The 23864-nt window shown below is 41.7% G+C and carries 23 protein-coding genes, 1 tRNA gene and 1 rRNA gene; all 25 read left to right on the top strand.

Annotated features, from left to right (window positions below):
- The first annotated feature begins 262 nt into the window (after nt 1-262).
- Nucleotides 263-571 carry a sporulation protein YabP gene (gene yabP, locus I5J82_RS19860; RefSeq protein ID WP_066390532.1) on the top strand — a complete coding sequence of 103 codons (309 nt, stop codon included), beginning with the start codon at nt 263-265 and terminating at the stop codon, nt 569-571.
- Nucleotides 568-1167 carry a spore cortex biosynthesis protein YabQ gene (yabQ, locus tag I5J82_RS19855; protein ID WP_198769444.1) on the top strand — a complete coding sequence of 200 codons (600 nt, stop codon included), beginning with the start codon at nt 568-570 and terminating at the stop codon, nt 1165-1167. Before yabP ends, yabQ begins: the two co-directional genes overlap by 4 nt.
- Nucleotides 1168-1186: 19 nt before the next feature.
- Nucleotides 1187-1546 (top strand): FtsB family cell division protein, encoded by a 360-nt coding sequence (locus tag I5J82_RS19850; RefSeq protein WP_198769443.1) that lies wholly within the window; start codon nt 1187-1189, stop codon nt 1544-1546.
- A gap of 91 nt (nt 1547-1637) precedes the next feature.
- Entirely contained in the window at nt 1638-2081 is a 444-nt protein-coding gene (locus I5J82_RS19845; protein ID WP_066390538.1) for a S1 domain-containing RNA-binding protein, read from the top strand.
- A gap of 417 nt (nt 2082-2498) precedes the next feature.
- Nucleotides 2499-2575: transfer RNA gene (locus I5J82_RS19840), tRNA-Met, on the top strand.
- A 322-nt stretch (nt 2576-2897) separates the two neighbouring features.
- Nucleotides 2898-5393 carry a stage II sporulation protein E gene (gene spoIIE / locus I5J82_RS19835; protein ID WP_198769442.1) on the top strand — a complete coding sequence of 832 codons (2496 nt, stop codon included), beginning with the start codon at nt 2898-2900 and terminating at the stop codon, nt 5391-5393.
- Between the two features lie 257 nt (nt 5394-5650).
- Complete coding sequence (locus I5J82_RS19830) at nt 5651-6403, top strand: vWA domain-containing protein (protein WP_198769441.1); 753 nt, start codon at nt 5651-5653, stop codon at nt 6401-6403.
- The gene (locus tag I5J82_RS19825) at nt 6366-7337 is read left to right on the top strand and encodes a serine/threonine protein kinase (protein ID WP_198769440.1); all 972 of its coding nucleotides are present in this window, start codon (nt 6366-6368) and stop codon (nt 7335-7337) included. Before I5J82_RS19830 ends, I5J82_RS19825 begins: the two co-directional genes overlap by 38 nt.
- Nucleotides 7338-7563: 226 nt before the next feature.
- Nucleotides 7564-9066, top strand: coding sequence for a tRNA lysidine(34) synthetase TilS (gene tilS / locus I5J82_RS19820; RefSeq protein ID WP_233096706.1), 1503 nt, complete (start codon nt 7564-7566; stop codon nt 9064-9066).
- 21 nt (nt 9067-9087) lie between these two features.
- Nucleotides 9088-9633 carry a hypoxanthine phosphoribosyltransferase gene (gene hpt, locus I5J82_RS19815; RefSeq protein ID WP_066390553.1) on the top strand — a complete coding sequence of 182 codons (546 nt, stop codon included), beginning with the start codon at nt 9088-9090 and terminating at the stop codon, nt 9631-9633.
- Nucleotides 9634-9675: 42 nt separating this feature from the next.
- Nucleotides 9676-11580 (top strand): ATP-dependent zinc metalloprotease FtsH, encoded by a 1905-nt coding sequence (ftsH, locus tag I5J82_RS19810; RefSeq protein ID WP_198769439.1) that lies wholly within the window; start codon nt 9676-9678, stop codon nt 11578-11580.
- 580 nt (nt 11581-12160) lie between these two features.
- Nucleotides 12161-12931 carry a type III pantothenate kinase gene (locus tag I5J82_RS19805; RefSeq protein WP_198769438.1) on the top strand — a complete coding sequence of 257 codons (771 nt, stop codon included), beginning with the start codon at nt 12161-12163 and terminating at the stop codon, nt 12929-12931.
- A 13-nt stretch (nt 12932-12944) separates the two neighbouring features.
- Nucleotides 12945-13829 carry an Hsp33 family molecular chaperone HslO gene (gene hslO, locus I5J82_RS19800; RefSeq protein ID WP_198769437.1) on the top strand — a complete coding sequence of 295 codons (885 nt, stop codon included), beginning with the start codon at nt 12945-12947 and terminating at the stop codon, nt 13827-13829.
- Nucleotides 13830-13986: 157 nt separating this feature from the next.
- Nucleotides 13987-14913, top strand: a complete 927-nt coding sequence (gene cysK, locus I5J82_RS19795; RefSeq protein WP_198769436.1) for a cysteine synthase A — start codon at nt 13987-13989, stop codon at nt 14911-14913.
- 411 nt (nt 14914-15324) lie between these two features.
- Nucleotides 15325-16749, top strand: a complete 1425-nt coding sequence (locus tag I5J82_RS19790) for an anthranilate synthase component I family protein (protein WP_198769464.1) — start codon at nt 15325-15327, stop codon at nt 16747-16749.
- 28 nt (nt 16750-16777) lie between these two features.
- Complete coding sequence (pabA, locus tag I5J82_RS19785; RefSeq protein ID WP_198769435.1) at nt 16778-17374, top strand: aminodeoxychorismate/anthranilate synthase component II; 597 nt, start codon at nt 16778-16780, stop codon at nt 17372-17374.
- Nucleotides 17359-18207: an aminodeoxychorismate lyase gene (gene pabC, locus I5J82_RS19780; protein ID WP_198769434.1), complete on the top strand. Its 849-nt coding sequence runs from the start codon at nt 17359-17361 to the stop codon at nt 18205-18207. The genes pabA and pabC overlap by 16 nt, the downstream gene beginning before the upstream one ends.
- Before the next feature lie 34 nt (nt 18208-18241).
- Entirely contained in the window at nt 18242-19087 is an 846-nt protein-coding gene (gene folP / locus I5J82_RS19775; protein ID WP_354019478.1) for a dihydropteroate synthase, read from the top strand.
- Nucleotides 19080-19442, top strand: coding sequence for a dihydroneopterin aldolase (gene folB, locus I5J82_RS19770; protein ID WP_198769432.1), 363 nt, complete (start codon nt 19080-19082; stop codon nt 19440-19442). Before folP ends, folB begins: the two co-directional genes overlap by 8 nt.
- Nucleotides 19443-19976, top strand: coding sequence for a 2-amino-4-hydroxy-6-hydroxymethyldihydropteridine diphosphokinase (folK, locus tag I5J82_RS19765; protein ID WP_198769431.1), 534 nt, complete (start codon nt 19443-19445; stop codon nt 19974-19976).
- Entirely contained in the window at nt 19928-20125 is a 198-nt protein-coding gene (locus tag I5J82_RS19760; protein ID WP_153236672.1) for a helix-turn-helix domain-containing protein, read from the top strand. The genes folK and I5J82_RS19760 overlap by 49 nt, the downstream gene beginning before the upstream one ends.
- A gap of 95 nt (nt 20126-20220) precedes the next feature.
- Nucleotides 20221-21159 carry a tRNA dihydrouridine synthase DusB gene (gene dusB / locus I5J82_RS19755; protein ID WP_198769463.1) on the top strand — a complete coding sequence of 313 codons (939 nt, stop codon included), beginning with the start codon at nt 20221-20223 and terminating at the stop codon, nt 21157-21159.
- 108 nt (nt 21160-21267) lie between these two features.
- Nucleotides 21268-21681: a GreA/GreB family elongation factor gene (locus I5J82_RS19750; protein WP_198769430.1), complete on the top strand. Its 414-nt coding sequence runs from the start codon at nt 21268-21270 to the stop codon at nt 21679-21681.
- A gap of 17 nt (nt 21682-21698) precedes the next feature.
- Nucleotides 21699-23192: a lysine--tRNA ligase gene (lysS, locus tag I5J82_RS19745; protein ID WP_198769429.1), complete on the top strand. Its 1494-nt coding sequence runs from the start codon at nt 21699-21701 to the stop codon at nt 23190-23192.
- Between the two features lie 471 nt (nt 23193-23663).
- Nucleotides 23664-23864, top strand: a 16S ribosomal RNA gene (locus I5J82_RS19740); the annotation flags it as partial.

Raw genomic sequence — 23864 nt, 5'->3', positions numbered from 1 at the left:
GCGCCTTCCTAGCCCGTCCTACTTTTGCTTGTCGGGGCTTAACAAGCCACTTTCACTTTTCGGACTGCCCGCCTGTCCCGCAGGAGTCTCACACCTTACTCTCCAATCAACTTGCAATGAAGTGAATGAAACAAGACCCAAAGGTAACAACCTTTTAGAAAAACACATCAATGGTTGCTCCAAAACATTCAGCAATCCATACAGCTTGTTCTATTCTCTATTCTTGTTTCATACATTTGTATGGAATAGAGGAGGGGAATGTATGGACCAACGATATGATCTGAATGGATATAATCAAAAAGTGAGCACACCAAACCACGATGTAAGAATGATAGGAAGAAAGAATTTAGAGATCACGGGTGTTAAGCAAGTAGAAAGTTTTGATAATGAAGAGTTCCTGCTTGAGACAACGATGGGCTTTTTAGCGATTCGCGGGACAAACTTGAAGATGAAGAATCTTGATGTGGAATCAGGTGTTGTGAATATTGAAGGAAAAGTATTCGATCTCGTTTACCTCGACCAGCAGACCGGTGAAAAGACTAAAGGCTTCTTCGGCAAACTGTTCAAATGACCTTAACCGTACAGTTTGAAACTATGCTTTCTATGGTTTTCATGGGAATTTGGATCGGGATGGCTGTCGATACGTACAGCCGATTCATCCATGAGAAGCGAAAGTGGCATTGGCTTCATTTTTTAAACGACCTGATGTTTTGGCTGGTACAGGCTTTGCTGGTCTTTTATGTCCTTCTGCACGTGAACCACGCGGAGATTCGATTTTATATTTTTATTGCTCTCATTTGCGGATATGCGGCGTACCGAGCACTCTTCGAACGAATCTATAAAAAGATACTTGAGTGGATGGTATCAGCGGTCGCCTCACTTTTTCGTTTTTTATACCGTTTACTTAACTCTTTAATCGTTATGCCGATAAAATGGTTAATTATGCTCATATCCGCTATTCTTTTATATGTACTTAACATCTTGCGGAAAATTATTATGGTACTATTCATGATTCTTTTTTCTCCTTTTAAGTGGGTTGGAAGACTCATATGGCGTTTCATACCAAAGCAAAAATGGTATAATTTAAAAGAGAAATATTCAAAATTAGCAGGGTTTTTCATTTCGGCGAAGAATAAAGTCAGCAATTGGAAGGGAAAAAAGAAGTAAAGGAGGGAACAGCGAACAAATGCGCCAGAAAAAAATAACAGAGATTCACTCACAATACATCCAGAATATAGAGCGTCATGAGCAAGTGATCGCTAAACGTAAGCGCGGTTTATACAGGCGCTTAACGGGGGCTTTTATCGTATTTTCCTTTTTTGCTTTTTTAATTATTACGGGTATTGCAGAACAGCTCTCCCTTTTAAACGAAAAACAGATGGAACAAAAAGAGTTAAGTGACGAATACAAAGCTCTTTTGGAAGAAAAGGCACAACTTAAAGATGAAGTGAATAAACTAAAAGACGAAGAATACATTGGAGAAATCGCCAGACGCGACTTTTTTATGTCAAAACCTGGTGAAACAATCTTTAAACTTCCAGAATAAAGCATTAAGCGTAGATTGACACGCAGATTTTTTCGATTGTATAATAAGTAATGATATCTTAGGAGATTTTTTAAGGAGGAGCATTTTTTGCATGTCAATTGAAGTAGGCAGCAAGTTGCAAGGTAAAGTTACTGGGATTACTCATTTTGGAGCGTTTGTAGAGCTGCCAGGGGGTACAACAGGACTCGTGCATATTAGCGAAGTTGCGGATAATTACGTAAAGGACATCAACGAATTTCTTAAAGTTGGTGATCAAGTCGAAGTTAAGGTTATGAGCGTCGAAAAGGACGGGAAGATCGGTTTATCTATCAAGAAAGCAAAAGAGAATGTTGCATCTGCTAGTAGACCAGCTCCTGCAAGAGGCGGATTTAACAAATCGCGCAAAGGTCCTAACCGAGGCGGTAACAACCATTCAACGGCATTATCTTTTGAGGATAAGATGAACAAATTCCTTAAAGATAGTGAAGATCGACTCACTACTTTAAAGCGTAGTACTGAATCAAAAAGAGGTGGCCGCGGCGGCCGAAGAGGATAATTGTTGCATTTTTAATGCTCATTCATCTATATATGGCTAGCACTCTATTCTTTATGAATAGGGTGCTTTTTTGTTTTCGAGTACGTTACTTCAAGAAGGTGAAAGTGGTTGATTTCCGTTCCAGGTTTCTTCGCTTTCCGCGGGGCGACCGGTGAGCCCCTTGCCGCTTTGCGCCATTAAGGGTCTCACCTGACCGCTCGTCCCGCAGGAGTCTCGAACCTTGCACTCCAACCAACCTTCAGAGAAGAAAGAGAATTGATAGAAAACAACCATTACATGGATGATTATCCTGATCAACAAATCTCCACTCATAATGTATTAAAAGAGGATAACAAAAATCTTTTTCGACAAATTTTCAAAGAACCGTTGACAGAGTACCCGAATAGATGTAATATACTACTTGTGTCTTTTACAAATGGCGGTGTAGCTCAGCTGGCTAGAGCGTACGGTTCATACCCGTGAGGTCGTGGGTTCGACTCCCTCCGCCGCTACCATTTTTAATTTTGACATCTACATATAAACGTACAAGAGCATCCGCTAGCGGGTGCTCTTTTTTATTTTGTTATGTGCATCTCTTTAAAAAATTTTTAAACATCTATCATTTTATATTTTTCTTCATAATTCTCCTTAATAACTTCAAAAATGAAACTTCCTTTTCTCTTTTTGTAAAAATGTTGTCCGCTTTTGCTCTTCTTTCGTGAAATAGTGGAGAAGTCCGTCGATAAGTTTTTAAAACCCTCACTGCTCTTTTGACAAAATCTTTGTTCTAAACCTGTTTATAATGATTACACAAATTGGAAACGGGTGGTGTATGGGATGTGGCAAAAGGTAGAACAAGAAGTACTCGAACCGATTAGAGGAATGGTATGGGTAGAAAAGAGCCAGCAGGCGGTAACGAAGACGAGTAAGAGATGGCTTCAGATTTTGAACCAGAGCATTTTTAACTGGAGAATGCTGTTGTTTGGAATTGGTTTTTTGTTAGGACGAGCTATGATTCTAGCTGAGATGTCTCCATTTGCTTTACCTTTTGTAGCCAGTGTGTTTGTTTTGAGAAAAGAGCGGACAGGAATTGCTGTCTTTGCAATTTTGGCGGGGGCGATGTCACATCAACCGATGAACGCTTTGTTTTTTATAAGTGCTTTACTCGTATATGCTAGCCTTCAAAAGGGAGCAGATCTATTCATAAAGAACCGAATGCAAAGCCTTCCTCTATTGGTCTTCGCTTCTTCCTTAATCACGCGAACCGTGTTTTCTATGTTTGGTGAAGGTGGATTGGAGCGGGTAGATACGATGCTTGCGTTAGTAGAAGGAGGATTGAGCTTAGTCCTCACCTTAATCTTTCTTCAAAGCATACCGCTATTAACGAATAAAAAGATTCCACAATCGTTAAAAAACGAAGAGATTGTCTGTTTGATGATTCTTCTCGCATCTGTCATGACCGGTACGATCGGCTGGCAGATCAATGATGTTGCCGTAGAACATGTTGTTTCCCGATACTTAGTGTTGCTGTTTGCTTTTGTGGGAGGAGCAGCGATCGGTTCTACTGTTGGTGTCGTTACCGGTCTTATCCTAAGCCTTGCTCAAGTGGCAAGCTTGTCTCAAATGAGTCTTTTAGCATTTTCAGGCCTACTCGGTGGTCTTTTAAAAGAGGGAAAACGGTTTGGGGTAAGTCTCGGGCTTATCATCGGAACCGTAATGATCGGTTTATATGGTGAGGGAAGATCTGAAATCACATCCACACTGATGGAATCAGGATTTGCTGTTCTGCTCTTCTTATTAACACCGAAGACTGCGATCAGCAACATTTCAAAATATGTACCAGGAACAAGAGAGCATTCCATGCATCAACAACAATATTTAAAGAAGATCCGCGACGTGACCGCGAGTCGCGTTGAACGGTTCTCTAGCCTCTTTCAAGCGCTCTCACATTCGTTTCAATCGGTAGGTTCATCTCTAAATGAGGAAGAGAGTACACGTGAGGTGGATCTTTTCTTAAGTAACATTACAGAAAAAACGTGCCAGACTTGTTTTAAGAAGGAACAGTGCTGGGCGCAAAATTTTACCACGACTTATGACCTTATGACGAGGCTGATGGTTGAACAAGAAGATTATAGTGATGTTAAGGATCGAAAATTAAAGCGTGAATGGGAAAAGCATTGTATCAAGCCTGAAAAGATAACCGATTTAATGAAAAAAGAACTGACCCAATACAGAGCTTCTCAAAAATTGAAGATACAAGTACAAGAAAGCCGCCGTTTAGTGGCGGATCAGCTGATGGGTGTTTCACAAGTGATGGGCGATTTCGCAAAAGAGATCCAACGTGAACAAGAAAACCATCAAATTCAAGAAGAGCAGATCAAAGACTCTCTTGCGCAAGCGGGAATTGACGTAGGTCACGTCGATATATACAGTCTAGAAACGTCCAATGTCGATATTGAGATGACGATTCCTTCTTGCAACGGTTCTGGAATCGCTGAGAAGCTGATCGCACCGATCTTATCCGACATATTGGAAGAGACGATTCTCGTTACGCATGAAGATTGTGCGAACTATCCAACAGGCTTCTGTCATCTATCTTTTCATTCCGCGCGAGAATATGTGGTTGAAACAGGAATTGCTTCAGCAGCTAAAGGGGGAGCATGGCTGTCAGGGGATAGCCATTCGACGATTGAGATTGGCGCCGGCAAGTTTGCTGTTGCGATAGCTGATGGAATGGGTAATGGAGAACGAGCGTTCATCGAAAGCAATGAAACGCTTCAGCTTCTGCAAAAAATCCTTCAATCCGGAATTGAAGAAGAAGTGGCTATTAAATCAGTCAACTCTGTACTCTCCTTACGTACGACAGATGAGATTTTTTCTACACTAGACCTTGCGATGATCGATCTGCAAGATGCATCTGCTAAATTCTTAAAGATTGGTTCAACGCCGAGTTTTATCAAACGAGGGGATCAGATTAAAACGGTGGAAGCAAGCAATCTGCCGATGGGCATCATTCGAGACTTTGATGTGGACGTTGTCGATGAACAGCTGAAAGCGGGAGATATCCTTATTATGATGAGTGACGGAATCTATGAGGCTCCACGTCATATCGAAAATATCGATGCGTGGCTAAAGCGTAAGATCAGAGAGATCGATACCGAAGATCCGCAAGAGATAGCGGATCTGATCATGGAAGAAGTGATCCGCTCAGGGAATAACGGGATCGAGGATGATATGACGGTCGCTGTAACGAAGATCGAAAAGAACATTCCAAAGTGGGCAACTGTCCCTCAATATCCGAAAGTGGCGATCAACCGTAAGAAAGCTCAATAGTTTATGAGAATAAGAGTCCGTTCTTTTATGTGAAAAAGAGCGGTCTTTTTTGTTTGTAGTCTTTTTGTGTTGCGGGCTCGCTTTTGTAAGTGGACAGTAAATAGTGAAAACTGGACAGTATTTATGTAAAAGTGGACAGTATTCCCGATCCGACCATATTTAGCGATTATGTTTCGCGGGCATTTCTGCGTATAAACCACCGCTTTCTTGACGAAGATGGTAATAGTTAAAATTCGTACTTGAGAGGGGTTAGCGTTATGCGAAACAAAGGAACGCTGCGTCAAATTCTGCTGATTACAGATGGGTGCTCGAACCAAGGTGAAGATCCGATCGCAATGGCGGCACTTGCTAATGAACAAGGAATAGCTGTAAATGTCATTGGCGTACTGAATGAGAATGCACCTGAGTATCATAGACAAGGTCTAAAAGAAGTGGAAGAGATCGCAATGGCGGGTGGCGGCATAAGCCAGGTTGTTTATACGAAGCAACTCGCACAAACGGTGAAGATGGTCACTCAAAAAGCAATGGCTCAAACGATAAAAGGTGTTGTAAATGCTGAGCTGCAACAGATACTCGGAAGTCAGTCTACCATGGAGGATCTTCCGCCCGACAAACGAGGAGAAGTCATTGAAGTTGTCGATGAGATGGGTGAGACTATGAATCTTGAGATTCTAGTCTTGATTGATGCTTCAGGATCAATGGAAGACAAGATGTTAACGGTACAAGAGTCTCTGCTTGATTTATCCATTTCATTGAACTCGAGAATTGGGGACAATGAATTTGCACTCTATGTTTTTCCGGGCAAAAGAACTGAGGCAGAAGAACTTTTAACCTGGTCATCCAAACTAGAATCGATCGGCAAAACATTTTCAAAGATTTCACTTGGCGGGATCACACCGACAGGTCCTGCGATAAAAGAGGCTATAGCGGCTTTTGGTCGTAAACGATCGTCAAAAAGGAGATTCTTGTCCGATGATGCCCCAGGATATTCGAACGAGTCCGGTATGTAACTTAGTAGTTGGTAATGAAATACGCGGTAAGTGGAATCATTCCAGATATCGGATTCGGCGCCGTTTAGGTTATGGAGCAACAGGTGCCGTCTATCTAGCTGATTCGGATCGAGGAGTGGTCGCACTTAAGATCGGACATGATCAGATGTCGATCACATCTGAAGTCAATGTGCTGAAGCGTTTTTCTAAGGTCCAGGGGAAAGTCCTTGGACCTTCTTTAATCGATGTAGATGACTGGGTGACACAAAGTGCCACATATCCTTTTTATGCGATGGAATATTTAAAAGGAGAGACGCTCTTTGACTTTATGAAGACAAAATCTCCAGAATGGGCTGGAATCCTGCTTGTACAGCTGCTTACGGACCTGCATACGCTTCATCAAGCGGGATGGGCGTTCGGTGATTTAAAGCCAGATAATCTACTTGTGACTGGACCTCCTTATCGAATTCGCTGGATCGATGTCGGAGGAACGACAGTGATGGACAGATCGATCAAAGAATACACCGAATTCTATGATCGAGGATATTGGGGAAAGGGAACGAGAAAAGCCGAGCCTTCGTATGATCTTTTCTCGGCAGGTATGGTGATGGTGAATTTAGCTTATCCTTCCCGATTCACGAAAAATGGAGATGCTGATAAACAGTTCCAAGCCAAAATAGCAGGCAGCCCGATGCTTAAGCCTTATGCTCCTATCTTACAAAAAGCATGGAACGGAAAATACCGGTATGCAGAAGAGATGAGAAATGAGCTTGTTCTTTTGTTGAACGCAAATGATAAAGCAAGATCTCCTCAAACGCAGAGAAATTCGAAGCAAAAACCTGCATCGAGACAAGCGCAAAAGAAAAAGAAAAGCAGCTTTATCGTAGAAACATTTTTAGTATTCACCTTTGTTTTCGTTGTGTACTTTTTTTACATGCTCGGTCAAACGATGTAAATAGTGTTCGTTCCTGCAATTCTTTGTTATGATTTTAAAAGGCATTTTCGTAGAACTTCGTTGCTCTTGGAAGTGGTTGCTTTCCGTTACAGGTTGCTCGCTTTCCGGGGGGGGGCGTGCGTTGAGCCTCTTAGCGCTATGCGCTGTTAAGAGTCTCACCTGTCCCGCTGATCCCCCAGGAGTCTCGCACCTTGCACTTCAATCAACTTGTCATTGAAGAAATCAAATGAACAATCTAACAGAGAAGAACTTATTTCATTCAGGCTATTCTTTTGGGTTAACAAGTCCAACGAAAACAAGCCTTATTAAAAAACGGAAAATGAAGGAGCGGTTCACGTTGCAGGAAGTGGAGAATTTTATCAAAAGACACCAGCTTCTTTCAGCCGCCCAATCTGTAGTGATCGGTGTTTCCGGAGGACCAGATTCTTTGGCATTGCTGCATTTTTTATGGAGAAGGTCTTCCTATTACAAAATGAAGGTCGTTGCGGCCTCGTTCGACCATCGCTTAAGGGGCGACGAGTCGGCGTCAGAACTTGCGTTTGTTAAACGTTTTTGTGACGAACGCGGTATTATTTTTGAAGGTGATAGTGCCGATGTTGCAAGCTTTCAAGAAGAACATAGCCTGTCACTACAAACCGCTGCTAGAATCTGCAGGTACAATTTTTTTGAAAAAGTGATGAAAAAACACCATGCAGAGGCGCTCGCATTGGCGCATCATGGCGATGACCAAGTGGAAACGATGCTCATGAGAATGACGAGGGGCAGCGAAGGATTCAGTTCAGCAGGCATTCCGGTGAAACGGCCGTTTGCTACCGGTAAAATAATTCGTCCTTTTTTAGGAATAACAAAAGACCAAATCGAGCATTATTGTAAAGTAGAAAACTTGGTTCCTGTTTATGATTCAAGCAATGAAAGTGATAAATATGTTCGAAATCGCTTCAGAAAAAAAATTCTACCTTTTTTAAAACAAGAAAACCCTAACGTGCATGAAAGATTTCAGTATTTAAGTGAAACTATTTCCGAAGATGAAGCGTATATATTGAAACTGGCCGAAATAGAGTTAGAAAAGGTTTTAATCAGGCAAACAGAGGGGAAAATAGAGTTATCTGTATCCGCTTTTAACAAGATGCCTATTCCTTTACAAAAAAGAGGGATTACACTAATATTGAACTATCTGTATAAAATTAATCCTTCATCTCTTTCCTCTGTACATAAGGAAAACTTTCTTAGTTTGCTCGGAAGTGAGCATCCATCCGGAATGTTGCATTTTCCGTCAGGTTTAGTAGTTAGCCGAACTTATGACAGATGTTTGTTAAGTTTTGAGCATATCGTCAAAAATGAGGAAGGGTCTTATGACTTTTCACTAGAGCTGCCCGGTTATGTTGAACTGCCGAATGGACGTATAACTGCTGAAATAACAGATTGTGAACCCGCTTTACAAAGAGGAAAAGATGTTTTTGTGTTCTCAATGAAAGAGGTTGATCTCCCGTTACGAGTTCGCACCCGAAAACCAGGTGACCGGATGGCGATTGCCGGCGTCGGTTCTCGGAAATTAAAAGATATATTTATTGATGCTAAAGTGCCGCAGGAAGAAAGAAACGTTTGGCCGGTTGTTGTTGATGCAAACGGTAAGATTATTTGGCTTCCAGGGCTAAAACACATTAGACGTCATCAAATAAATCCATCAGAACTTTGGGTTATCCTACGCTTTCATAAAAAATCGCCATGACGTCTAGGAGGCTTGTTGAACATGCATGATGAAATTTTAGAAACACTTATTTCCGAAGAAGCTATTCAAAACAAGATCAAAGAACTTGGAAAAGAGCTTTCTGTGGAATATAAGGAACGCTTTCCATTGGTGGTCGGGGTTTTAAAAGGTGCTCTACCTTTTATGGCAGACTTGATCAAACGTATGGATATCCATCTTGAGATCGATTTAATGGCAGTGTCCAGCTATGGTGCATCTACCGTTTCTTCTGGTCAAGTTAAAATTGTTAAAGATTTAGATACTTCCTTAGAAGGTCGAGACGTTATCATTGTAGAAGATATTATTGACAGTGGTTTAACGCTCAGCTATCTTGTTCAACTGTTTAAGGCACGTAAAGCAAAATCGGTTAAGATCGTAACTTTACTGGATAAGCCTACAGGACGTAAGGTTGATATCGCTCCAGATCTTGCTGGCTTCATCGTTCCTGATGCTTTTGTTGTTGGTTATGGATTGGATTACATCGAGAGATACCGTAACTTGCCTTACATTGGCGTTTTAAAGCCAGAGATCTACGAAAAGAAAGAATAGAAAACCGCATAAGATTTGATTGTTCGCCTAAGGAGGTAAGGAATGAATCGCATCTTCCGTAATACTATATTTTATTTATTAATCTTTTTAGTTGTGGTTGGAGTTGTCAGCTTTTTTAACGGCAACAACAACGAAGTCAAAGAAATTCGTTATGACCAGCTGACTAAGTACATCGAATCAGGCAAAGTGGAAAGCATCGTTTACCAGCCTGAGGGTGGCGTATACGTTGTCCGCGGCCAGCTTGAAGGTGCTAAAGAAGGAGAAGTATTCCAAACGAATGCTCCTCTAACTGGTAACACACTAGCTGAGATTGAAAAGCTTGCTGATTCATCAAATGTTGAATTTAAACAGCAAGAACAAACGAGTGGCTGGGTGACGTTCTTCACCTCAATAATTCCGTTTGTCATTATCTTTATCTTATTCTTCTTCTTACTTAACCAAGCGCAAGGCGGCGGAAGCCGAGTAATGAACTTTGGTAAGAGTAAAGCTAAACTTTACAACGAAGAAAAGAAAAAGGTTACGTTTAAAGACGTAGCTGGTGCAGATGAAGAGAAACAAGAGCTAGTTGAAGTTGTTGAATTCTTAAAAGATCCACGTAAGTTCTCTGCTCTAGGTGCGCGTATTCCAAAAGGTGTTCTTTTAGTAGGACCTCCGGGTACTGGTAAAACACTTCTTGCACGTGCAGTAGCAGGAGAAGCTGGCGTTCCATTCTTCTCAATCTCAGGTTCTGATTTCGTTGAGATGTTCGTCGGTGTCGGTGCATCACGTGTTCGTGACTTGTTTGAAAACGCTAAGAAAAACGCACCATGTATCATCTTTATCGATGAGATTGATGCGGTAGGTCGTCAGCGTGGAGCTGGTCTTGGCGGAGGTCATGACGAGCGTGAGCAAACACTTAACCAATTGCTAGTTGAGATGGATGGTTTCGGTGCTAATGAAGGAATTATCATTATCGCAGCTACCAACCGTGCTGATATTCTAGATCCAGCCCTTCTTCGTCCGGGACGTTTTGACCGTCAAATTCCGGTTAACCGCCCAGATGTAAAAGGACGTGAAGAAGTACTTCAAGTGCATGCGCGCAACAAGCCGCTTGCAGAAGACGTTAACTTGAAAACGATCGCGATGCGTACTCCAGGTTTCTCTGGTGCGGATCTTGAAAACTTATTGAATGAAGCGGCACTAGTGGCTGCTCGCTCTGATAAGAAAAAGATCGATATGGATGATGTTGATGAAGCGATCGACCGTGTTATTGCGGGACCTGCGAAAAAGAGCCGTGTGATTTCTGAAAAAGAAAAGAACATTGTTGCTTACCATGAAGCGGGTCACACTGTTATCGGTTTAGTTCTTGAAGGAGCTGACACTGTTCATAAAGTTACCGTTGTCCCTCGTGGTCAAGCAGGTGGTTACACAGTAATGCTTCCGAAAGAAGATCGTTACTTTATGACAAAACCTGAATTAGAAGATAAGATCGTTGGACTACTTGGAGGCCGTGTGGCTGAAGAGATCACGTTCAAGGAAGTAAGTACGGGAGCTCATAACGACTTCCAACGTGCGACTGGAATTGCTCGCCGCATGGTAACAGAGTTTGGTATGAGTGAACGCTTAGGACCGATGCAATTCGGTTCAACTCAAGGCGGTCAAGTCTTCTTAGGAAGAGACTTCAATAACGAGCAAAACTATAGTGATGCAATTGCGCATGAAATTGATTTAGAAGTTCAGCGTATCATTAAAGAATCTTACGAGCGTTGCCGTCAGATCCTTACTGAGCATAATTCTAAACTTGAAATCATTGCTCAGACATTGTTAACTGTAGAAACGCTTGATGAAGAACAAATCAAAGAACTCGTTAAAACAGGTAAATTACCTGACAGAAAAACGATTTCCAACCCATCTGATGATGTTAAAGTAACACTTAACAAAAAGGATGAAGAACCAAAACAAGATTAATTTTTAAAAGGATGCCTCAGAGATGAGGTGTCCTTTTTTGATGTGCTTTGCTATTTTTTTGGGAGAGAGGCTAATTTCCGCTGCAGGACTCGCTTTCCGCAGGGTGTGCGGTGAGCCCATTCGCCGCTTTGCGTCATTGAATGGTCTCACCTGTCCCACTCATCCTGCAGGAGTCTCGCCCTTCCGCTCCAATTAGCTATTCGATGAAGGTTTTGTAGGTATCCTCTGTGTAACACTTCTTTTTGAATGAAAGTTGTGAAACTCTCCTGAAAGAGCAATAGAATTTACCCTTATCTTTTAGTATTCTTTTTGTTCATTTTTCTTCACCGACAAGTTGATTGGAGTGAAAGGTAGGAGACTCCTGCGGGACAGGCGGGCGGGTGAGACACTTATACGTGAAACGTACGAATGTGGCTCACCGCCTGCCCCGCGGAAAGCGAGTACCTGTAACGGAAATCAACCACATCCAAGAGCACCATAGGGTTACTAAAATATCTGAATAAGCCGCCATGCTTTACTCCTATACGTTTTATGTTATAACTATTATAGAAACTTAAGATAAGAAGCGGGGACAAATTCCATGATTTTTGTGTTTGATGTCGGAAATACGAATATTGTTTTAGGACTCTACGAGAATGATGAACTGAAGCATCATTGGAGAATTCATACATCACGTGAAAAAACAGAAGATGAGTATGGCATGCTGATACTTGATCTGTTCCGTCACGTTAATATTCATAAAGAGCAGATTGAAGGAATCATCATATCTTCAGTTGTGCCACCAATCATGTTCGCCTTAGAGCGCATGTGTGTGAAATATTTTAACCAACGCCCATTAGTAGTGGGACCTGGTATTAAAACAGGGTTGAATATAAAATATGAAAACCCGAGAGAAGTTGGAGCAGACCGAATTGTTAACGCAGTCGCTGCTATTCACGAATATGATGCACCACTGATCATCGTTGATTTTGGAACAGCTACTACGTATTGTTACATCAATGAAAACAAACAGTATATGGGTGGAGCGATCGCGCCTGGTATCAATATCTCTACAGAAGCTCTATACACAAAAGCCGCAAAGTTACCGCGGATTGAGATCGCTAAGCCTGAGGGTGTGATCGGTAAGAATACGGTTAACGCCATGCAAGCGGGTATTCTCTATGGATATGTAGGACAAGTAGAGGGTATTGTAAAAAGAATGAAAGAACAGTCTGAGGTTGAACCAAAAGTAATTGCGACCGGTGGACTTGCGAATTTAATTGCAGCGGAAAGCAACGTGATTGATCACGTTGATCCATTTTTAACATTAAAAGGTCTATTGCTGATATACGATAAAAATAAGAATGGTTAAAGGGTGAGTTTCAATGAATGATTATTTAATAAAGGCTCTTGCTTATGATGGGCAGATCCGCGCTTATGCGATCTCTTCTACGGAGATGGTAAGTGAAGGACAAAGAAGACACGATACATGGCCGACAGCTTCGGCTGCTTTAGGAAGAGCGATGACGGCATCAACCATGATGGGTATGATGCTAAAAGGTGAAAACAACAGCATAACGGTGAAGATTGAAGGCGGCGGCCCAATCGGAGTAATCATCGTAGACAGCAATACAAAAGGTGAGACACGTGGTTATGTAACAAATCCGCATACTCACTTTGAGTTAAACAGTAAAGGCAAGTTAGACGTAGCGAGAGCGGTAGGAAAAGATGGATTCCTGTCTGTCTTAAAAGATATCGGAATGCGCGAAAAGTTCACAGGACAAGTGCCGATGGTATCAGGTGAACTAGGAGAGGACTTCACGTATTACTTTGCTTCTTCTGAACAAGTACCTTCTGCAGTAGGTGTTGGAGTTCTCGTAAATCCGGATAATTCGATCAAAGCATCAGGCGGATTTATCGTACAAGTAATGCCAAATGCTTCGGATGCAATCGTTGATTTGCTAGAAGAAAGAATCAACGCGATTCCTCCGATTTCTCGATTGATCGAAAAAGGGATGACACCAGAGGAAATCTTATTTGAGCTTTTAGGGGAAGACCAAGTCCAAATCCTTGAGAAATCTCCCGTACGTTTTCAGTGTACGTGTTCACATGAGCGTTTTGGACAGGCGATCGTAAGCCTTGGTGAACAAGAAATTTCAGATATTATAGAAGAAGACGGTCAAGCAGAAACGAACTGTCAATTTTGTAACGCCACTTATATCTTTACAAAAGAAGAACTTCAAACCTTGCTGGATCAAGCAAAAGCGTAAACCCGGACTTTTCTCCGGGTTTTGTTTTATACATGAATTAGAAATAACTGCGTACCATTGTAATAGATGATTTTCGTATGCAATAAAATTGACAGAGTATTTCCAGGGTTGCTACAATTAATCCAATAAAAATACTCGGTTTTAGGAGTGATGGCAAATGGCAAGAGTGGCACAATCGATAACAGATCTGATTGGTCAAACGCCTGTAGTGAAATTGAATCGTATAACAACAGAGGATATGGCAGATGTTTACCTGAAGTTAGAGTTTATGAACCCGGGAAGCAGTGTAAAAGATCGCATCGCATTAGCGATGATTGAAGATGCAGAGAAAAGCGGAAAATTAAAAGCAGAAGATACGATCGTTGAACCAACTAGTGGGAACACGGGTATTGGTTTGGCTATGGTTGCTGCTGCAAAAGGATACAAAACGGTTCTTGTCATGCCTGAAACGATGAGTTTAGAAAGAAGAAATCTGCTGAGAGCTTATGGTGCAGACCTTGTACTAACACCTGGACCTGAAGGAATGGGTGGAGCGATCAGAAAAGCTGAAGAACTAGCAAAAGAAAAAGGCTACTTCATGCCACAGCAGTTTAAGAACGAAGCGAACCCCGCCATCCATCGAAACACAACAGGTCAGGAGATCGTCGCACAATTCCCAGACGGTCTAGATGCATTCGTATCTGGAATCGGCACAGGCGGAACAATTACAGGTGCAGGTCAGGTTTTAAAAGAGAAATACCCTGATATTAAGATCTATGCGGTTGAACCGACTGATTCTCCTGTATTATCTGGCGGTAAGCCAGGACCGCACAAGATACAAGGAATCGGGGCAGGTTTTGTTCCCGATATCTTAAAAACAGACATCTACGAAGAAGTGTTGACCATCTCAAACGATGAAGCCTTCGAATGGGCAAGAAAAGCCGCACGTGAGGAAGGGCTTTTAGGCGGTATTTCTTCTGGTGCAGCCATATCAGCAGCATTAAAAGTTGCTAAGAAGCTTGGCAAAGGTAAAAAAGTTTTAGCCATCATTCCAAGTAACGGGGAACGTTACTTAAGTACTCCACTGTACCAATTTGAAGATTAATTCTTTAGCGAGCTCCCTTTCGGGGGGCTTTTTTTGTTATATGACGGGTTGGGATCGTCGAACATTGTCAACTCGCCGATATATGTTCAAATCTCGCCAGATTATTGCCGAAACTCGCCGGAAAAACTCTGAAATTTCCTGAATTATAGCTGAGATTTCTTGAATTATCGTCGTGTATACTCCACTTCGTATTAGCTAAAATCAGTTAAGTTCTTAAAATCAATCCTTTAGTTAGTCTTGCTCTCTTAAATGTCGCTTTTTTCGTACTACACAAGGTCATCATCCCTCAAGACTTTCGAAGATGGAGATAAAACCCATGTAAATGCAGGAAATTGGGAGAAAGGTGTGCCAAAGTGAAACACCTCATGTACAATGTAAGCAGAAGATTTTTGGGAGAGTGACCGTATGGGGATGAACAAAAAATGGCATGTCATGCATTCATGTATACCTCTATCTAAAGAAGAGTGGTTTTACAAATATAAATCATTAGCGGCAACTGAAGCTCACCACGTTTTGCTGGAGAGTGGAAGAACAGGAAAGTATAGCATCATCGGACTTTCTCCGTTTGCCGAAGTCACTGGAAAACAAGATGTTTTAACAATAAAAACAGATGAAGGCTCGACTGTTTTAAAAGGACCTGTATATGAGCAGTTTCAGAACTGGTTCAAAGATTTTGAAGTGGAGCGGGTAGAAGGATTGCCAGACTTTACGGGTGGAGCGATCGGGTACTTAAGCTATGATCTGACGCGAGAGTTTGAAAAGCTGCCCGTTACTTCAGAAGATGACCTAGGTCTTCCGGACTTATACTTCTTGCTGTTTAAAGATGTCTTTGTTTATGAACATGAAACAAGTATGTTATGGATTATGACTTTGACTGAAAACAAGGATGACTCTTATAGCATAGACAAGCTTCGCGCGTATAGAGAAATGTGGGAAACGCCGCTATCTGCTGATACAGAAACGAATCAAGAGATTCAGAGCTATCCCATTGAAGATTTTAAACACGTTTCAATGACTGAGGATGTTTTTGTAGAGGCGGTTAAAAAAATTCAAGAATATATTTCTGATGGTGATGTGTTCCAAGTAAATCTTTCAGTTCGTCAGTCAAAGGCTCTACGAACAACTCCTTTAAACATTTATGAAGAATTAAGAAGAATCAACCCATCTCCATATATGAGCTACTTAGAAACACCAGACTTTCAGCTTGTTAGTGCGTCACCTGAACTTTTAGTAAAGAAAAAAGGTGACCTGATCAGCACGCGTCCGATCGCGGGAACACGACCACGAGGCAGAACAGAAGAAGAAGATATCGAGCTTGCAAACACGCTGATCCAAAATAAAAAAGAACGAGCGGAACATGTGATGCTCGTCGATCTTGAACGAAACGATCTTGGTAAAGTTTCTGTATATGGCAGCGTGAATGTGGATGAGTTCATGGTGATCGAAAGGTATTCACACGTGATGCATATTGTCTCAAATGTGGTAGGGACATTAAGGCCAGAATATGATGCGTTCGATTGCATCAAAGCGACATTCCCAGGCGGTACGATCACGGGTGCTCCAAAAGTAAGAACGATGGAGATCATAGAAGAGTTAGAGCCTGTCCGAAGAGGTGTATACACAGGAAGTATCGGATGGATTGGTTTTAACGGCGACACGGAAATGAATATCGCAATTCGGACGATGGTATGTCAAAATGAAATTGCACACGTTCAAGCGGGTGCGGGTATCGTTATTGACTCCATACCTGAAAGTGAGTACAAGGAAAGTCTAAAAAAAGCAGAGGCGCTGTGGCGTGCCAAAGAGCAGAGTGAGCTCGGGTCAATTTTGGTATAAGACAGCACATGAGAGGAGATGAGACGAGATGATTTTAATGATTGATAACTACGATTCTTTTACGTACAACCTCGTTCAGTATTTAGGTGAGATGGGTGAGGAATTAGTCGTAAAACGTAACGATGAGATAACGATTGAACAGATTGAGCAATTGAATCCAGATTTCTTAATGATTTCTCCAGGACCATGTTCTCCGAATGAAGCGGGTATCTCGCTAGAAGCGATCTCGTATTTTGCAGGAAAGATACCAATTTTCGGAGTTTGCTTAGGTCATCAGTCGATCGCGCAAGTATTCGGCGGAGATGTGGTGCGTGCAGAACGATTGATGCATGGCAAAGTGTCACCTGTTCATCATGACGGGAAGACGGTTTATAAGGGACTTCCGCAAGAATTTCCGGCAACACGCTATCATTCATTGATTGTAAAAAGAGAAACCCTGCCTGATTGCTTTGAGATTTCTTCTTGGACAAGTGAAGGAGAAATCATGGGAATTCGTCATAAAGAGCTTCCAATTGAAGGCGTTCAATATCATCCGGAGTCCATACTAACGGAAGACGGAAAGAAATTGCTTAGAAATTTTATTGATTTTTATAAAGGCAAGGAAGTTCCATGTACATCTATTTAAACGGAAAAGTGCTTTCCAAAGATGATGCTATGATCTCACCGTATGATCATGGCTTCATGTATGGTTTAGGGGCGTTTGAAACATTCAGAACCTATGATGGTTTTCCTTTTTTAATTGATGAGCACTTGACCCGGCTACATGAAGCGTTAGACGAATTGAATATCAATCTTAAAATGGATTCAGACACCGTTATGGAGATGGTGAGAACGCTTCTGGCTAAAAATAAGTTGAGTAACGCTTATTTTAGATTGAACGTATCAGCTGGTGTGGGTGACATCGGATTGCAGACGGAGCCATATATAGAACCAGTCGTCATCCTATATACAAAACCTCTCGTGGAAACAAGCTCTATTCCAGAAAAAGAATTAGTACTTTTAAAAACGAGACGCAATACGCCAGAAGGTGAGAAGAGGCTGAAATCTCACCACTATTTAAACAGCATCTTGGGAAAAAAAGAGCTTTCTAACATGAATCAAGAAGGCATTTTCCTGACCCAAGAAGGCTATATCAGTGAGGGAACCGTATCCAACCTCTTTTGGTACAAAGATAAAAAGCTCTATACCCCTCACAGTTCCACAGGGATTTTAGAGGGTATCACGCGAAAATGGGTCATGCATGCAGCAAAAGAGTTGAACATTCCTCTTGAAACGGGGAATTATAATATAGAGACTTTAAAAGAAGCGGCTGAAGTTTTCCTTACGAACTCGATACAAGAGCTCGTTCCGGTCAGTCATTTTCAAGGCACAATGTTCTCTGGAGCTGAAGGTGAAGTGTATCAGAAGTTTAGGGAGCTCTACATGAGACATACGAAGGAACAATATAGAAGTATTTGATGTTTTTTGAAAGGATAGATTCTCCATGCACGAAATGATGCTAAGGCAGCAAAAACTGAACTGCGGTGAGTACGTACTTGATTTTTCAAAAAAAACATATGTGATGGGTATTCTTAATGTGACTCCGGATTCGTTTTCAGATGGCGGGCATTACAACCGAATCGAACAGGCGATCCTTCACGCGAAGCAGATGGTGGAAGATGGCGCTGATATGATTGATATCGGCGGTGAATCGACTAGGCCAGGTGCAGAGAAAGTGCCGCTCGAACAAGAGCTGGAACGTGTAATTCCTGTTATAGAAGCATTAAGAAAAGAAGTAAACGTTCCCTTATCGATTGATACGTATAAAGCAGAGACTGCCTATCAAGCAATAAAAGCTGGTGCTCATATCATCAACGACGTATGGGGAGCCAAATTTGATCCGGATATGCCAAGGGTGATGGCCGAGACGAATGTGCCAGTCATCCTCATGCATAACCGATTTGATACGAACTACCAAGAATTCATGCCAGATGTAATCGCAGATCTAGAGCATAGTATCGCGATAACTGTGAAGGCAGGCGTTAATCCTGACAACATCATCCTAGATCCGGGTGTTGGTTTTGTTAAAACGTTCGAACAAAATCTTGAAACGATCAGAAGACTGAATGAAATTGTTAAGATGGGCTATCCTGTCTTATTAGGAACTTCACGTAAATCGATGATTGGAAAAGCACTCGATCTGCCAGTTGATGAGCGCATGGAAGGTACAGGTGCGACAGTTTGCCTCGGTATTGAACGCGGTTGCTCAATCGTTCGTGTTCATGATGTAAAAGAAATGAGCAGAATGACGAAGATGATGGACATCATGCTCAAAAAAGGAGCGGTGTCTCATGGATAAGATGTATGTGAACGGTATGAAGTTTTATGGCTATCACGGTGTGTTTAAAGAAGAGCAAAAGCTTGGACAACGTTTTAACGTGGACTTAGTATTATCAATGGACCTTTCCAAAGCGGGACTTTCTGATGAACTAGACCATACAGTCAACTATGGTGAGGTATACGGGGCAGTTAAAGAAATCGTAGAAGGTGAGCCCGTTAAGCTTTTGGAAACATTGGCTGAAGCGATCTCTGCCTCCATACTAGGCAGATTTACGTTGGTTGATGAAGTGATGGTAAAAGTGATCAAACCAGATCCTCCGATCCCTGGGCATTATGAATCGGTAGCAGTTGAGATCACAAGGGGACGTGTATAGATGGTGAGTAACCATATTGCTTATCTATCTGTTGGTTCGAATATGGGAGATCGAGAAGGATTGCTTAAACAAGCCATTTCTTTATTAGAACAGTTTGATGACATCCGTATCGAATCCGTCTCTTCGATCTATGAGACAGATCCTGTAGGTGTCACTGATCAGCCATTGTTCTTAAATTTAGCATTAAAACTCAAAACCTCTCTTTCTCCACAGGCACTTTTGAGTAAACTGCAAGAAGTAGAGACGAAACTAGACCGGAAAAGGGTTCAAAAATGGGGACCGCGAACAATAGACCTTGACATTTTATTGTATAATAGTGTAAGTATACAGACGGAAGAGTTAACCATTCCGCATCCACGTATGCTTGAAAGGGCGTTTGTTCTCATACCTCTATGTGAAATTGCTCCAGATGATTGTTACCCGGAGAAATCAATTTCGTTACATCAAGTCCTTTGCGAACAAAGAGATAAAGAAGGTGTACGCATATGGAAGAAGACCGACTGGGAAGACGCATCCGTGCGTTCAGAAAGTTAAAAGGTTATACCCAAGAACAGCTTGCTAAAGATATCGGAATCTCAGTTTCGGTTCTTGGTGAGGTGGAAAGGGGCAGCCGAAAGCCCAAAGGAGATCTGCTACACAAAATTGCAGATCAATTCAGCATTAACGTAGAAGAACTACAATAAGTAAATCAATATATAAAGACAGTAAGAGGAACGAGGTGATATTTAACTTGAAAATAGGTGATATTACTTTGAAGAATCCGGTAGTTCTAGCACCAATGGCTGGTGTGTGCAACCCTGCTTTCCGATTGATCGCAAAAGAGTTCGGAGCCGGGCTCGTCTGTGCAGAAATGGTGAGTGACAAAGGGATTCTGCATGAGAACGAAAGATCTTTAAAGATGCTTTATGTAGATGAACGCGAAAAACCACTTAGCCTGCAGATCTTTGGAGGAGAACGTGAATCTCTAGTGGCTGCTGCTAAATACGTAGATAAAAATACGAACGCAGACATTATTGATATCAACATGGGTTGCCCGGTTCCTAAAATCACAAAATGTGATGCAGGAGCAAAGTGGCTGCTCGATCCTGACAAGATTTATGAGATGGTAGCGGCTACGGTCGATGCAGTTCAGAAACCCGTAACTGTAAAAATGCGTATCGGTTGGGATGAAGATCATATCTATGCTGTTAAGAATGCTCAGGCGGTTGAACGTGCAGGAGGAGCTGCTGTTGCTGTACACGGCCGTACGCGTGTTCAAATGTATGAAGGAGTAGCAGATTGGGACATCATCGGTGAAGTGAAGAAGAACGTATCTATTCCGGTAATCGGTAACGGTGATATCTCTTCTCCTCAAGAAGCGAAAGACCGTATGGATCAATATGGGGTAGACGGGGTTATGATCGGAAGAGCTGCACTCGGTAACCCATGGATGCTTTATCGAACCGTTCAATATCTACAGAACGGAATAATCGCGCCTGAACCTACTGCGCGTGAAAAGATGAACATCTGCATGCTTCATATGGATCGTTTGATCGACCTTAAAGGTGAAGATGTTGCTGCAAGAGAGATGAGAAAGCATACAGCATGGTATCTTAAAGGCTTGCCTCAAACGGGTTCTGTTCGAAACGCGATCAACCAGATGACTACTCGTGAAGAGATGAGTAAACTATTGTTTGATTATGTAGATCAATTAGAAGAAGTACAAAAAATCAGCTAACACTAGCAACATACAGCCAGATCATCAGATGACTGGCTGTTGTTTGCTTAAAGACAGCAGATTCAGCATCCGGTGTTTTTCTTTATTATAATGGAGGAGGAATAGCTTATGGCTATGCTCAAACTCACCCAAGAAGGCACCAGGAACTTAGAAAAAGAACTACAATACCTATTAAAACGTAAAAAGGAATGCCGAAACACGTTAGAAAAAGAATTCATTCATACGCGGGTGTCTGAGATAAAAGATATTTTAGCTCAATCCATTACATGGCCAATGGTTAGGGAAGCGGGTTACCATGTAGAACCCGGCTCCACCATTACTATAGAAGATACAGTTTACAAAGAACGGTACACGTATACGATCGTACATCCTTTTGAAGCTGATCCTCGCGAAAATATGATCTCTGTACAGTCACTCATTGCAAAAGCTGCGATTGGAAAAACTGTTCACTCGACATTTACTGTTCGTGTTCCTTTCGGCGAAGATTTATCTTATACCATACTTGATATTCAAAACTGCTAAAAGCTAGGAGTGTTCCCATGAGCCAAGAAGTAGAATTAAATGACTTGCTTCGTGTTAGAAGAGAAAAGTTAGCTGCATTAACTGAAAAAGGAGTAGATCCTTTCGGTACAAAGTTCGACCGTACACATACTGCAGCTGATCTCGTTTCTGAATACGGAGAAAAAGAAAAAGAAGAACTTGATAATGAAGAGATCTCAGTAACTCTTGCGGGTCGTATCATGACAAAACGCGGAAAAGGGAAAGCGGGATTTGCTCACATTCAAGACTTGTCTGGAAAGATCCAGATCTATGTAAGATTAGATGCTGTTGGTGATGAGCAATACGAACTATTCAATACGATTGATATCGGTGACTGGGTAGGGGTAACAGGACTTGTCTTTAAAACAAAAGTAGGAGAGCTTTCTATTAAAGCGAAGGATTTTCAGTTATTAACAAAATCCCTGCGTCCACTTCCTGATAAGTTTCATGGGCTTAAAGACGTTGAACAGCGCTACCGTCAACGTTATGTTGATCTAATCATGAACCCTGAAGTAAAAGATACCTTCATTTCTCGTTCTAAGATCATCCGTTCTATGCGCCGTTACTTAGATGACAATGGTTATTTAGAAGTAGAAACGCCAACCATGCATTCAATTCCTGGTGGAGCTTCTGCTCGTCCGTTCATCACGCATCATAATGCACTTGATATGGAGCTTTACATGCGAATCGCGATCGAACTTCACCTTAAGCGCCTTATCGTAGGTGGACTTGAAAAAGTGTATGAGATCGGCCGCGTATTCCGTAATGAAGGAGTATCAACTCGTCATAATCCGGAATTTACGATGATCGAGCTGTATGAAGCATACGCAGATTACCTTGATATCATGGAATTGACGGAGAATTTGGTAGCTCATATCGCACAAGATGTATTAGGCACAACAACTGTAACTTACGGAGACTATGAAGTAGATCTTAAGCCGCGTTGGAAAAGAGTACACATGGTCGATGCGATTAAAGAAGCAGCTGGCGTAGACTTCTGGCCTGAAATGACTGACGAAGAAGCTCGCACCCTAGCGAAAGAACATAATGTACCTGTAAAAGACAACATGTCTTATGGTCATGTTGTAAATGAATTCTTTGAGCACTTTGTAGAAGAAAAACTGATTCAGCCTACATTTGTGTATGGTCACCCAGTTGCAATCTCACCTTTAGCGAAGAAGAATCCTGAGGACCCTCGCTTTACTGATCGTTTTGAGCTATTTATTGTCGGGCGTGAGCATGCTAATGCATTCTCTGAGCTAAATGACCCAATCGATCAGCGTGAACGTTTTGAAGAGCAATTAAAAGAACGCGCTGAAGGGAATGACGAAGCGCATATGATGGATGAAGACTTTGTAGAGGCACTTGAATATGGTATGCCTCCTACAGGTGGACTAGGAATCGGAATCGATCGTCTAGTGATGCTGTTAACAAACTCACCATCAATTCGAGACGTTCTATTATTCCCACAAATGCGTCATTCTGAAAAATAATCAAGACAAAAAGCCAGCTTCTTGCTGGCTTTTTGATTTTATGAGGAAGTAAGTATAGGAATTTGTAAAACGAGTATCATAATTAAGGTGTTGTTCAAGATTATGATCTTACTATATCTTGTATAAAAAAGTGATTCGAGCGCTGTATTTTGTATGTGTTGCAAACCCTTGAAAAGAACTTAATAAAAGTTATCTTTTTTTCGTAAAAACTATTGTACAAGAGCGAAAATGATGGTATATTATTCTTCGTCGCAAGGAATACTGACATGTTGATGAGCATTACATAAACGATTAAAAGTTTTTGAAAAAAGCTGTTGACAACGAGGGTTGCGACATGGTAATCTAATAAAGTCGCCAAAACGAGCGACTAACAAAAACGAAACAAAAAGTTCTTTGAAAACTGAACAAAAGAAATAGGTAAGGAATTAAGAATTAATTCCGTCAGTAATAAAATCGAGCAAGACAAACACTTTTATGGAGAGTTTGATCCTGGCTCAGGATGAACGCTGGCGGCGTGCCTAATACATGCAAGTCGAGCGAATGAAGAGGAGCTTGCTCCTCTGATTTAGCGGCGGACGGGTGAGTAACACGTGGGTAATCTGCCTGTAAGACGGGGATAACTCCGGGAAACCGGGGCTAATACCGGATAATAAGAGAAGAAGCATTTCTTCT

Source organism: Fictibacillus halophilus (assembly GCF_016401385.1).
GTDB classification, from domain to species: Bacteria; Bacillota; Bacilli; order Bacillales; family Fictibacillaceae; genus Fictibacillus; species Fictibacillus halophilus.
The sequence above is the reverse complement of the archived record's forward strand: the minus strand, read 5'-3'. Positions and strand labels throughout refer to the sequence as shown.